The sequence below is a fragment of the Lysinibacillus sp. G01H genome, from assembly GCF_028872195.1.
Lineage (GTDB): Bacteria > Bacillota > Bacilli > Bacillales_A > Planococcaceae > Lysinibacillus > Lysinibacillus capsici.
The window spans coordinates 1641662-1654756 of the sequence record NZ_CP118397.1; the positions used below are offsets into that span (position 1 = coordinate 1641662).

Here is a 13095-nt window from a genome sequence, read left to right on the forward strand (position 1 = left end):
CGCTCAAGTAGGGGTCCAAAGCGCTCGCAAAATGTGTAGACCTGCTCAAGTAGGAGTCCGAAGTGCTCACAAAATGTGTAGACCCGCTCAAGTAGGAGACCAAAGCGCTCGCAAAATATGTAGACCCGCTCCAAGAGGAGTCTAAAGCGCTCACAAAATGTAAGGACCCGCTCCAATAGGAGTCTGAAGCGCTCAAAAAGTGAGGCATCCCGCTCAGATTAGCGTCCACAAACGCACAACGCAACTTCAAGTTTAGTAGAAACAAAATCAAATTAAAAAACAGGTGGGGGCATTTTTCTCCACCTGTTTTTGCTGTTTAACGTTGTAGTGCTTTACGTTGTGCGGCTAAGTATACTTCTTGTGCTGCAAGTACGCCTGCTCCTGGATCGAAATCATAGGAGAAGTCTTGTAAGGCAGCCTCAAGTAGGGAAACGGCTTGTAAAATGTCACTTGGGAAACAATAGCCCATATGGCCGAATCTAAAAATTTTACCCTGCAGATGACCTAGTCCGCCTGCGAAATCTAAATGATAGTGTTGCTTAAGGTGCGCCAAAAATTCACCAAGATCAATTCCTAGAGGTGTTTTAATTGCTGTAATAGTTGGAGAAGCGTATTGATCTTCAGTTAATAGCTCAATGTGTAATGCTTGCATTGCATTTCGCACCATGTTTTTCATAAGGTTATGGCGGGCAACTGTTTGCGTAAAGCCACCTTCCTGTTCAATTAACTTACACACCTCATGCAGTCCGTAAATCAGTGTGATAGCAGGGGTATTAGGTGTCATGCCCTTTTCCGCCCAGCTACGATAGCTTTGAAGATTTAAATAATAAGCAGGTGTTTGATTTTCTTCAATGACTCCCCAAGCTCTTTCGCTTACGCTAACAAGAGAGAGTCCAGGTGGGAGCATCATCGCTTTTTGAGAGCCTGTCACGAGAATATCAATGCCCCAAGCATCCATTTCAGCAGGAGCGCCACCAATACAGCTTACACCATCAACGATCACAAGGGCATTTGTTTCTTCATGGATGACTTGTGCTAGTTCGGCAACTGGGTTTAAAATACCTGTGGATGTTTCATTGTACGTAACAAAAACGGCTTTAATACTTTGTAATGGCTGTAAAAATGCTCGTAGTTCTTCGGCTGTGCAAGCTTGTCCCCATTCTTTTTCAAGCTTATGTACATGGAAGCCATATTGCTCACAGATCGAAACGAAATAGTCGCCAAAAGCTCCAACTGTGATGACAACAACCTCTTCACCAGCAGATACCGTATTAACAGCCGCAGCCTCAAGCGCAGCTGTCCCACCTGAAGGTAATAGTAAGATGTCCTGTGTCGTACCGAAAACAGGCTTTACTAATTCAATTGTTTCTCGGTATAATTCTACAAATTCCTGACTACGATGACTAAAAATATTCTGATTCATCGCAAGCTGTACCTTTTTTGGAATCGGTGTTGGCCCCGGATGTCTTAAAATATTTTCATGCATATTCATCAATCCCCTTTGCTAGAAATTCAAAATTTTCTAACTATAATAATAGCATATTTATGGTGCTAGCTAACTACTTTTTTGAAAAATGATGGAAGAGATTGTCATTGTGGTACAATTTTTAAAAAGGAGGCAGTGCGAATGGAAACATCCATGCATTATCCATTTATCTATTTCTTCTACGACACAAACCAGGTGCTAGTATATAGAATTCAAGCTTTAGAGTATATCACAGTAGCAGATGTGATGAAGAAGGGGGAATGGCAGGGGTATGAGCTTGAGCCATCTGAATCTGTTACAGCATTTCATCATGAACAAAGCATACCTCAGCAGGGGTGGTCTCTCTTTATGGGGCAGGAAGAGCTCTATCATTTGGTAGAAATTATTAATGATTATATTCAACAGGTCATAACTACTACTTCAGCACAAGTGGTACATATTGTTTGCTCGGAATCTGCAGCAGGCTCATTACGAGCGGCACTTGTTCCACCGAAATATGTGATCGGGTTTCCAGAGGATTTGTCGATTGGACCATTGTGGAAACTCGATGAAAAAAGAGGACAGGCATTCCGTGATAAGTGGCTAAGAGAAAATATTAATGATGGAATGGATGATTTTGTAAATCAGAATAAATTGATGAACACAATCAGAGAGATACAGGATATTCCAAGCAACCTGCCGATTTACATTTGGTGTGGGTCCAATGGAGAAGAACAGTGTGGCCTTAGATTTCTTCTTTATTTATTACGTGATAAAACCAATGAAGTTGTTCTTATCAACACAGGTGAACAACGGGCTATAAACCACCAATGGAACATGGAAATGTATGATGTAAAGCGATTGTCCGCGAAGGAGCGTCTATTTTTTCAGCAGCAGTGGGAAAGTTTAGCACAGACAAAGGATGTTTGTCGTCTATGGCTACATCAACAAATTCAAGCAGTCCAAGAGAGTTATTATGATAATTTGATTATGTCAACGATTGGACAACGTCATAAGGAGCAGGGGGATACTGATTTTATACAAACAGGTGTATTTATCTCTGAGCTATTAACAAGCATGGATGCTCCCCCAAATATCTTCTTTTTAGAATATAGAATTCGCTATTTAGTATATAGTGGGGTCTTTGAGTTAAAGGGAATTCCTAAATCAATGCACCATTACTCTGTGAAATTACGTAAAAAACCTCTTTAGCCTGTGGCATAAAGAGGTTTTAAAACAATTAAGCAACGAAAGGTCTGTTCATGCGCATTAAGCCGTAGATGGCAAAGAACAATCCACCTGTTATTACCATTAAGATTGTGTATAATACAGCCTTACCTGTTTCACCACACCAGCGGTAGAATAGGCGATACGTGAAATAGAGTGTAAAGCCTGCCGCTCCTAAAGAAGTCAGAATACCGATAAATGGAATAAACGAAACAATGATCAAGCCCGCATAAATAAGCGTATTTTTTAAAGCTGTTGCACGTATTGTTTCTCGAGTATCCCCACCAGCTGTCAGCAGGAAGAGACTATATACATTAATAATGGGAATCCAAGCAATATAGGCTACATCTCCAAAACCATTTGTTTTAGATGTCATAAAATAAATAAGTGCACTAATAATGTAGGCAATTAAACCAATAGCAAGGCCGGCTAGTATAAAGATAAAAAATAAACCACCCATGGCTGCATCTAAATCTGAGTAATAATAAGAATCATTATAGTCATAATTCATCAGAAAAACCTCCCTTCATATGAAAATACCTCCTAATCATAACAATCCTCAAGTGTTTAAGCTACAACAATTTAGATGTAATATTTAGTAGAAATCGCACAAATGTACTAGAATGTAGTTGGTTATTTAAGACTTTAATGATGATTTTTTGAGTGCCTTATGATAAAAATGCAAAAAATATCCTTGGAAACATTATTATGCTAGTTTTTGAGAATCATTTTCCGTTTTATTCATTTCAAAAAGTACATAGAAAAACATTACTATCCTATGATGGTAGATGCACAAGAAATGCCACAAAAAATAAAAATAGCCATCTTAACTACATTGTAAGATGACTATTTTCACGTGTATTAAATGAATTTGGCGATGTGCTCAAGTTCAATGCGGGAAGAATTGTAAGCAGGTGCGGCTGCCTTACCAATCGCAATTAAAATAACTGGGACGATATGGTCAGCTAATTCAAAGCGTTGAGCAAAGGCTTCTTTATTAAATCCACCCATTGGCACTGTATCATAGCCCATGTCTTTAGCTAGTAGCATGATTTGCATGGAAATTAGACCAGCATCAAATGTAACGATATTTTTTAACACTTCTTGGGGAAGTTGAGAATATAGATTGATCGAGTTGTTAATCATTAACTCTTTTGTTGCCTCATTGATATAGCCAAGATCGAAGTTCTTTGTATAGACAGCCTCGGCATTTTCGTACATTTTTGTATCACCTAAAACGGCAATAATTGCTGAGGAAGTTTCTACTTGTTCTTGGTTATTGGCAATAGCACGTAGCTCTTTTTTGACCGCTTCATCCTGAATTACTAAGAAGCGCCAAGGCTGTAGGTTACTAGACGATGGAGCAGACGTTGCTTCTACAAGTAATTCTTCTAATTGTTGCTGCGGGATTTTAAAGTTTTCATCGTATTTACGAACGGATTTACGCTCATGCATAACTTTAGTTAAAGAACTTTTTGTCACTGTCATTATTTTGTCTCCTTCATGGTATGATGCGTTTTTTACTATACGATAAATGAATTCATTTTCCAAGTAAATTGCTCGAATTAAAGAGTCTTGAATCTAGGATTTAAAAGTTACAAAAAAAACATATTTTTGTTGGTATAATCCATTTATACTAGAGATTGAATAGAGCAATAATAATAGATATGGAGTGAAGGTGAATGAAAAAGCTATTAGGAAATTTAAATATTATGGCAAAAATCGCAATGCTTATTCCTGTCATTACTGTTTTTTTAGGTGGTATGACCTTCCTTAACTATATGGACGTATCCAATGAACTTGAAAGCTCTATTGAAAATGAAATGTCTATACTAGCGGATGACGTTGCAGGTTCCGTTGAGGGCAAACTGCATGCACACATTCAGCTCATAAATAGTGCAAAGACAACAATAGAATCGGCTGACAGTATGATGACCAGAGAGCAATTTATTCGCTACGTACAGCAGCTATTGCCTTTCAATAAGGAAACGTATGGTATGGGATTATGGCTAGAGAAGGATATGGCAAATGGACAAATTTTTGGGCCGTATGTCTATAAGGAAGAAGAAAAAATTGTCTCCACGGATGCTTATGAAGATCCTGCCTATCATTTTCACGAGCAAGAATGGTATCGCAATAGTATCCAATCTAATAAGGTAGTTCATACAGCACCTTATTTTGATGAAGCTCTGGGGGAAATGTTTATCTCATTTGGTACACAAATTGTCAAAGATTCTACGCCCATTGGCGTTATTACAGGAGATTATGTATTAGATTCAATTCAATCCATTGTTTCTGACGTGAAAATTCGTGAGAGTGGTTATGCATTTTTAATTGATGATAGTGGAAAAATTTTAACGCACCCTGATGTAAATAAAGTGAATAAAGAAACGATCCAGCAGTTGTTGAACATGCCTGTGGAGCAGATTTCTGATCAAAAAAAGTTAATACATACAAGCAGTGAGGGTAGTGATTTTACCTTACAATTTATGCAAATACAAGATATGCCGTGGAAATTAGTTTTACTGGTTCCGACAACTGAGCTTTACGGCGAAATACAGGCCATGCTCCAACAGCAAATCGTGATCAGTGTCGTTCTAATTTTACTTATCGCAATTAGTATTTATTTCCTTGCTCGTTACATCCGTGGGGAAGTGAAAACGATGAATACGCATTTAGGCTATCTTGCTACGGGTGATTTAACGCAACAAATGGCCGTTCATACAAAGGATGAATTTGGTGAAATGGCGCAGTATTATAATGACTCTGTGGAAGCATTAGGTTCGATGATGCAGCGCATTGTAGCTGAAACCGAGACAGTTGCTTCTACTGCAGAGGAATTAACGGCAAGTGTGCAGGAGGTCAATAAAACTGTTACAGAAGTTGCGATTTCTATGCAAGAGGTGGCAGAAAATACGAGTTCACAACAACAGGTGAGTGGGGAGTTAGAGGGTGTAACAACACAACTAGGTGGGGATATGAAGACCGCCATGGACGATTTACATGAAGCTGTCCAACAATCACAAAAAACCTCTGAACTCGCTACTGGCGGATCACAAAAAATACATGGTTTCGTGAATGATATTGTCCACCTACATGCACAGGTTGACAGTAGTGCCAATCTGGTGAATGGCTTGAAGGAGCATTCGCTTCAAATAGAGCAGATGAGTCAGCTCATTTCAGCTATTACCGACCAAACCAATTTACTATCACTTAATGCTGCCATTGAGGCAGCACGAGCAGGGGAAGCAGGGAAAGGCTTTGCGGTAGTTGCAGGAGAGGTCAAAGCACTTGCCGAACAAACTAGCCGTGCTTCGTTAGATATTGCAAAGGTTGTGCAGACGATTCAGGAACAAATGAATGACGCGGTAGAGATGATGGAGCAAAGTCGAAAAATAGCCCATCAAGGCATTGGTTCTGTTCAACAAGCAGGCATGACCTTCGATACAATTGCCAGTGCAATTGAAGGTCTCCAAAACACCATGCAAAAGACAAGCAAAACGACATCTGATGCTTTTGAAAAGTTGCAGGCAGTAACCAAAAAAGTACAGGCAATTAGCAAACAGGCACTTGCAACAAATGATCATACATTAAATGTATCAGCCATCACGGAGGAGCAGGCATCAACGATGAATGAGATGTCCATAGCCTCTGAGCAGTTAGCACAACTTGCTCAAAATTTGCAAGAAGAAGCAACTAAATTCACGATTTAATGGTAAGGTGTACATCTAGATTTAGGTGTACACCTTTTTAAGATCTAAATGAAAAAGCTTCCCACTGTACATTTTTCTTAGGTGCAGCCGATTTGAAATGCTTGATCATTTTTTCTGGTCCACATATATAAATACTAGTTTGTGGAGAGATGGATAACTCATCAACAGAGAGTCTATTTCGCTGTGTTGTATCTATAAACGTGACAGTAAAATGGTCGTTTGCTTGTGCATAATCCTCTAAAAAATCTTTGTAGATGACATTGTCTTGCCCGTGAAAAGAATAATATAAGTCAATTTTCTTATCAGGCTTCGTGTGTAAATAGGCAAGAAATGGGGTGATGCCCATACCACCTGCAATCCATAGCTGCTGTGCATTCCCGTTGCCGAAGTCAAAATGACCATAGGGGCCATCTACAGCAACCTCTGTATGGACTTGAATAAGGTTGTAGACCTCTTTAGTATAGTCTCCAATAGCTTTCATCGTAAGATTGATTTGTTGTCCACACCCCCCAGAAATAGAGAAGGGATGTGGTGCTTTTTCAATACCCTCTTGAAAGACTTTCAGAAAAAGAAATTGTCCTGGTCGATAATCCAGCTGTTTTGTAAGCTTCAACTTAATTTCCAATATCTCAGGGGTCAGCCTTTGAATGGATGAAATCTGACCTTTATAGTGAAAGAACATATCCTGATACATTGTCAGCATATAAAGAGCTGACATAAATCCAATCGTAGTTGTTAATGCTGTAAAAACCCCTAAAGCTGAGGGCTGTAATAAATCATAGTGGCTAGAAAAATAAGCATGGTAAATACCCAATGTATAGGGCACAAGTAATAATCGATGAAGCCAGCGCCAATGCTCGTACTTCAGAAATTTTGCAATAAAGGCAAGAATGATTAGAAAGATAAAGCCGTATTGAGCCAGCTCGCCAAGATCTTTTGCGAATTCGTTGAGTGGCGTTTGTTGTGTTAGCTCTTCATCAGGAATCATTTTTTGTAATTGCCCGTGAATAAGAATCAATACAAGTGAAAGGATTGCTAGTAATTTATGATAAAAATAGACATGCTCAAGACCACTAAACCAACGCTCCAACATTTTTATTCTTGTAGCTAATAAGAATACAAGAAATAAACACGTTATGGCTAAGCCTCCAATGACATGACTTAGTGTGTTCAACGGATGGATAGGTGCCATAGGTTTGCTAAAATACCAAAGCAAAGCACTACCACACAAAATACTGAAAATAAAAAGTATCCCTTTATATGCTCTCATATTTAACCTCCATCACTATGTTTATCCATAATTTAACTAGCTATACAATCAGAGAGGAAAAAATTTCGAGCGTACGTTCGGAATGTATGTTCCCTTTTGTGTCGGATTATGTTACATTAAGAAGGAAAAATAAGAGAAAAGGAGTGGAAGTAATTTATGCAAGGGAATACCCATATCGTTGGGGGCATTACAGCAAGTCTTGCCTTTGCACAGTTTTCAAATGATAACCCACTTGTCTTAGTTGGTGCGGGGGTTATTGGTGCGTTACTTCCAGATATTTGTCATAGAGGTAGTAAAATAGGTCGGACATTTCCCCTCATCGCGAAGCTAGTGAATACAGTATTTGGACATCGTTCCTTTACACATAGTTTGTTATTTTTAATAAGCATGATGGTGTTATTACATATGTTGATTCCTTATCGAGCGATATCTATTGGAATAATTATCGGAATGGCTAGTCATATCATACTTGATATGTGTACAAAAAAAGGGGTTAAACTATTTTTCCCTGCGACTGTCTCAATTCGTTTTCCCCTTACAACGAAAACGGGTAGCAAGGTAGAAGGTGTCGTACTGATGTTGTTATCGATGCTATCTATCTATTTCAGCTATGAATTAATTGTAAGATTTATTGATGCGATATAAATAAGAAAAGCCCCAGTAATCGTTTACTGGGGCTTTTCATGTTAGTCTGCCTGTACCTCTTCAACAGTTTGCTCTACCTCGGCACGAGTCATTTTTTCTCGTCCTTCTTGCATTGCCTTTAGTGTTTTGTGAGCTAAGGCAAGTGGTAGGCGACAGAACAGCAGAATAGTACGTTTATTGATATCCTTCATATATAAATCTGCTTTGGTTAAATTTTCCTCTGCATACGCAAATAAATCCTCACGTGTCCATCCCTCTGGTACGAAACTTACACCACGTTCATCTAAATCCTCATGCTGATTACGTAAGATGTTGACAGCCTGCAATCCACGGCCGTAGCCTATTGCTAGCTCGCGATCTGTTTGAACGCCTGCACCCCATGCCCAAAGCTCAGACAGCATCGTCCCTACAAGCCCAGCCACGTAGTATGTATAATCGTCTAAATCCTCACGTGTGCGGACCTGCCAATTCGCCTTTGCCCATTTTGCCATCCCAAAAGCCATTTCACTTGTGGAAGCCTGTACAATTTTTCTGGATTCCTCAGGACAAAATGTCAGCCAATCTGCTAAACGAAGGGATACTTCAGGTAATTGCTCTGCATAAGGTGCGAGTAATGACTGATAGGCTTCGTTATTGAAATTGTCCTTAAGTAATTCACTCATTGCTGACAGTAAATCAAATTTGACATCATTAGAAAGTTCTTCATGGTCTTCAATTTCATCAATGGCACGCATTGCTAAATAGGCTGCAGCCACTGATATCTTTAAATCATTTTTTAAAAATGTAATAGGTATATAAAACGTGCGGCTTGTATCTTTCAAAACCTGCATCGCTTCTTTGTAAAGTCTTTTTTGCTCGTTCACTTGTATTCCTCCGTTCAAATGGTTCCACATCTATAGTATATCGTATCGTAAAAATAGGGAAAGATAAAACAGATTGTTCATATTTAGAGAGATATTCTTTGAAAACGTTTCCTAAAAGTGATATAGTTTAATAGTAAACTATTTAAACCTATACTTTCGTTGTGGACGAAAGTATAAGTTAAACCACATTACAAAAGAGAGGAAGTTTAGAAAAATGGGACGTTTAGATAACAAAATTGCGATGATTACTGGTGGCGCATCTGGTATGGGTGCAGCAATGGCGAAATTGTTTGCCCAAGAGGGTGCTACGGTAATTGCAGCTGATATTAATGAAGATAACCTAGCAAAAATTTCTGAGCTTGACCATGTAGAGGGGATGAAATTAGATGTTTCATCTGACGAAAACTGGGCAGAAGTGACGAAAGCCATTGTGGAGAAATATGGTCGCATTGATATTTTAATTAACAATGCTGGTATTTCATCAGAAAAGGGACCAGATCAAATTACACAAGCGGATTGGTCAATCATGCATAATATCAATGCTTTTGGACCTTTCTTGGGCATTAAACATGCCTCTAACTATATGAAAGAAGCTGGAAAAGGCTCTATCGTTAATACATCCTCTTACACAGCGATTATTGGTGCGGGCTTTAATGCCTATACAGCTTCTAAAGGATCATTACGAGCGATTGCTCGTGCAGCGGCATCAGAGCTTGGTGCTTTCAATGTTCGTGTTAATACAGTATTCCCTGGTGTCATTGAAACACCAATGACTGCTAAATTATCAGAAGCAAAAGAAGCAATGGATATGTTAGTAAGAGCGACACCAATGGGACGCCTTGGTCAACCAGAAGAAGTAGCTAATGCTATTTTATTTTTAGCATCTGATGAAGCTTCTTACATTACAGGTGCTGAGCTTGTCATTGATGGTGGCTATTCAGCACGCTAATTAATCGTTTTAGGAAAGTGAAAGTGCCTGTTCAAGCAGTGCATTTTCACTTTTTTTTGCATTTTTCAAGGCTAAAATAGTGGAACCTGAGATTCGGATGCTTCCATTTTTTAAAAGCCACGTTTTTCTACCTAAACGCCTTGCATGGTTAAACTCCTCATTTAAGCACTAATGAGCGTTCTTCTGGAATCTGTCTATATAAATGTTCGTGTTCCGCTTTTAAATATTCGTTAAATTTCAAAAACAACATTATGCTTTAACAAAGCTTTATTTTTTTAGTAGAATAATGATAAAGCTTTCGAAATGCAATATAAAATTCAGCTATCCATTAGAAAAAATTTGATATTTTCCATGATTTTTTCATGAAAGTTTACGAAGTTATTGCACAATCATTTCAACAGCGTTAAAGTTTAGAAAGGGCGAAAATGTCATTACACAATTTGGGGGATTGTACTAAGCGTTTGCTTTTGTACGAACAAATTAATTGGTCAGGATTTTGGCACACAAAAAACTCCTTGCAAAATCCTTCGTACCAAAGAGGGCATGTACTTTAATAGTTGCCTTAATCATCGCGTAAACTGCAATCATTACATGACAAAGTTGCGTAATAAAAACAAAGGAGAATTGTATGCCAAAGGCTATAGGTATTGATGCAGGCGGCACATTGACAAAGGTTGCTTATTTAGATCAACACAATGAACTTGTTTTAACAACCTTTCCGTCTAATGATTTACAGTCTGTAAAAAAATGGATTATTGATCATCCAGATATTGAGGATATTGGTGTTACGGGGGGACGTACAGAGCAATTACTTGATGTCATTAAAACAATGAAATCGATTCATTATATAGTGGAATTTGAAGCAACATTAAAGGGTGTCCGATTTTTATTAAATAAAGAAGGCTACTTTTTTGAGCGCAGCATGATTACCAATATTGGGACAGGTACTTCCATTCATTACATGGAGGGCAATACCCATATTCGCGTTGGCGGGACAGGCGTTGGTGGTGGTACATTAATTGGATTGTCAGCGCTTACAACAGGGATTACAGATTACAATGAAATACGAGAAATGGCTGACAATGGCCATCGTGAGAGTATTGATTTATTAGTTAAGGACATTTATCAGGGAATGGATACACCTATTGATGGTCATTTAACTGCAAGTAATTTTGGAAAAGTAGGCATTACACGGTCCATGAAACATCCAGCAGAGGATATTATAGCGACGGTTCAGGGTCTAGTAGGCGAAGTTATTACAACACTTAGCATTCAATATGCGGAAGAAAAAAAGGCTCAACATATTGTCTATATTGGATCAACTCTCAGCAATAATGCTCATCTTGCCCGTGTGATTGCAAATTATACACGCACTAAGAAGCATACACCTGTTTTTATTAACGATCATGGTTTTTCAGGTGCTGTTGGAGCATTGCTAAACATTACAGAATATACAATTGTCTAGGGACGAAATAAGAATGAACATGACTAATGCACATTAGTCATGTTCATTTTTTTACAATTAGCGAAGAAACTGATCTACATAGTAACGCCTCTATTTGAACAAATTATGTGCAGGAGGTGATGTTACGTGGGCAAACGTAATAATCGAAATAACAGTAAAACCATGAATATGCGAACGCATAATCCTTTTGGTACCTACAAAAGCAAAGATCTTGATCGAAGTAATAGCAATAATAACAATCCGAATGACAACCTAAACGAAGAATTCGCAGCAGAATTTGATGCGAAAGCTAAAAATAAAAACAATAAAACGAATCATGATAAAAACCAGCAGTCCAATAAAACGAAATAACGGAGGTACAAATCATGGCAAAAAAGAGAAAAACAAGCTTTAAAAAGAAAAAGAAGGAAGATACTCATAAAAAGAATGATCGTGAGGAGTACTCAGCCGAGTTTAACCAAGTCATTCATAATAACCCTCAACAGCCAAAGCAATAAAGACAAGCTGCTCCAAAATTTTTTGGAGCGCTTATTTTTTTAAAGGAGTGATTCAAGTGAGGAAGTTATATTTACTTGGGATTGTTTTTGCTTGTCTTACTGTGTTCATACAAACAGCAATGGTCGCAAATGCACAACAAGAAACACCAGCCTATGCCAAATGGGGACAACTGGCCATCAAAGAGGTAAAGGCAAAATATCCATCAGCCAAAATTATCGATTATTTGCATGAGGGTAAAGAAGTACACGGGGCGTCAACAATTGAAAAGTTTAAGCTTTGGCTCAAGCAACCTGATAAGGAATTTGGTGTCTATGTAAGAATTAGTTATCAAAGTGCAACACAAAAGGTAGAAAAAATTGAATTACAAGAAAGCACATCATGAAAAAAAGGATGCCCAGAAAAGGCATCCTCATTCATTTAACCTTCAAGCTTTTGAATAAACGCACGCATCAAGCCTGGTAAATCAGGCCATGCATGTCCACTTACTAAATTGCCATCTGTATGAAGATTGGCATCAATATAAGTAGCGCCAGCCACTTGCACCTCTGGCTTGCAAGCAATATAGGCTGTCAGCTCACGTCCTTTTAGCACTTCAGGAATCGTTGCGAAAATTTGTGCTGCGTGGCAAACGGCTGCAATCGGTTTATTCATTTCGAAAAAATGGGACACGAGTGGTGGCACATGCTCATTTAAACGAATATATTCTGGCGCACGACCACCAGGAATAATCAATCCATCAAAATGGGTTGGATCAACATCAGCAAAAGAAGCATGTGCCTCTAAGCCATAGGCAGGTCGCTCGATGTATGTATCGACGCCATCTACAAAATCGTGTAGTACAGTTTGTAATTTCTTAGCGGATGGTGCTGCAATTGTGACATCATAGCCTGCCTCAAGACAACGATAATAAGGATAAAAAATCTCTAAAGCCTCTACGGCATCTCCTGCAAGTATTAAAACCTTTTTCCCCATGATTCCATCTCCTTTACATTGAAAGTTT

The 13095-nt window shown here is 38.5% G+C and carries 14 protein-coding genes; 8 read left to right on the forward strand and 6 right to left on the reverse strand.

Going from position 1 to position 13095, the window contains the following annotated elements:
• Window positions 1-316 precede the first annotated feature (316 nt).
• A complete protein-coding gene (locus tag PSR12_RS07945) occupies window positions 317-1486 on the reverse strand; it encodes a pyridoxal-phosphate-dependent aminotransferase family protein (protein ID WP_274772503.1) in 1170 nt (389 codons plus the stop codon).
• Window positions 1487-1627: 141 nt separating this feature from the next.
• On the opposite strand from PSR12_RS07945, the gene PSR12_RS07950 reads away from it, so the two are divergent.
• On the forward strand, window positions 1628-2677 hold the full coding sequence (locus tag PSR12_RS07950; protein ID WP_274772505.1) for a DUF1835 domain-containing protein: 1050 nt from the start codon (window positions 1628-1630) through the stop codon (window positions 2675-2677).
• A gap of 28 nt (window positions 2678-2705) precedes the next feature.
• Here the strand turns inward: PSR12_RS07950 and PSR12_RS07955 are convergent, their stop codons facing one another.
• Both PSR12_RS07955 and PSR12_RS07960 read right to left on the reverse strand, forming a co-directional pair.
• Window positions 2706-3203, reverse strand: a complete 498-nt coding sequence (locus PSR12_RS07955; RefSeq protein WP_221680722.1) for a hypothetical protein — start codon at window positions 3201-3203, stop codon at window positions 2706-2708.
• A 350-nt stretch (window positions 3204-3553) separates the two neighbouring features.
• Entirely contained in the window at window positions 3554-4180 is a 627-nt protein-coding gene (locus tag PSR12_RS07960; RefSeq protein ID WP_221680723.1) for a nitroreductase family protein, read from the reverse strand.
• Between the two features lie 194 nt (window positions 4181-4374).
• Between PSR12_RS07960 and PSR12_RS07965 the strand changes: the two genes are divergently transcribed.
• Window positions 4375-6405 carry a methyl-accepting chemotaxis protein gene (locus tag PSR12_RS07965; protein ID WP_274772507.1) on the forward strand — a complete coding sequence of 677 codons (2031 nt, stop codon included), beginning with the start codon at window positions 4375-4377 and terminating at the stop codon, window positions 6403-6405.
• Between the two features lie 37 nt (window positions 6406-6442).
• Here the strand turns inward: PSR12_RS07965 and PSR12_RS07970 are convergent, their stop codons facing one another.
• Window positions 6443-7675, reverse strand: a complete 1233-nt coding sequence (locus tag PSR12_RS07970; protein WP_274772509.1) for a ferredoxin reductase family protein — start codon at window positions 7673-7675, stop codon at window positions 6443-6445.
• A 156-nt stretch (window positions 7676-7831) separates the two neighbouring features.
• Here PSR12_RS07970 and PSR12_RS07975 point away from each other — a divergent pair, with 156 nt between their 5' ends.
• Entirely contained in the window at window positions 7832-8320 is a 489-nt protein-coding gene (locus PSR12_RS07975; protein ID WP_004269365.1) for a metal-dependent hydrolase, read from the forward strand.
• Between the two features lie 41 nt (window positions 8321-8361).
• Here PSR12_RS07975 and PSR12_RS07980 read toward each other — a convergent pair whose 3' ends face one another.
• Window positions 8362-9183, reverse strand: coding sequence for a squalene/phytoene synthase family protein (locus PSR12_RS07980; RefSeq protein WP_221680726.1), 822 nt, complete (start codon window positions 9181-9183; stop codon window positions 8362-8364).
• 214 nt (window positions 9184-9397) lie between these two features.
• Between PSR12_RS07980 and PSR12_RS07985 the strand changes: the two genes are divergently transcribed.
• The 5 genes from PSR12_RS07985 (at window position 9398) to PSR12_RS08005 (ending at window position 12477) form a co-directional block, all read left to right on the forward strand.
• A complete protein-coding gene (locus PSR12_RS07985) occupies window positions 9398-10132 on the forward strand; it encodes an SDR family NAD(P)-dependent oxidoreductase (RefSeq protein WP_004269367.1) in 735 nt (244 codons plus the stop codon).
• A 628-nt stretch (window positions 10133-10760) separates the two neighbouring features.
• Complete coding sequence (gene coaW / locus PSR12_RS07990) at window positions 10761-11597, forward strand: type II pantothenate kinase (RefSeq protein WP_131519759.1); 837 nt, start codon at window positions 10761-10763, stop codon at window positions 11595-11597.
• A 126-nt stretch (window positions 11598-11723) separates the two neighbouring features.
• On the forward strand, window positions 11724-11948 hold the full coding sequence (locus tag PSR12_RS07995) for a hypothetical protein (protein ID WP_004269369.1): 225 nt from the start codon (window positions 11724-11726) through the stop codon (window positions 11946-11948).
• A gap of 14 nt (window positions 11949-11962) precedes the next feature.
• Window positions 11963-12094, forward strand: coding sequence for a hypothetical protein (locus PSR12_RS08000; RefSeq protein WP_004269370.1), 132 nt, complete (start codon window positions 11963-11965; stop codon window positions 12092-12094).
• 56 nt (window positions 12095-12150) lie between these two features.
• Window positions 12151-12477, forward strand: coding sequence for a DUF3889 domain-containing protein (locus PSR12_RS08005; RefSeq protein WP_274772514.1), 327 nt, complete (start codon window positions 12151-12153; stop codon window positions 12475-12477).
• 35 nt (window positions 12478-12512) lie between these two features.
• On the opposite strand, the gene PSR12_RS08010 is transcribed toward PSR12_RS08005, so the two are convergent.
• Window positions 12513-13067, reverse strand: coding sequence for a DJ-1/PfpI family protein (locus PSR12_RS08010; RefSeq protein ID WP_221680728.1), 555 nt, complete (start codon window positions 13065-13067; stop codon window positions 12513-12515).
• Window positions 13068-13095 lie beyond the last annotated feature (28 nt).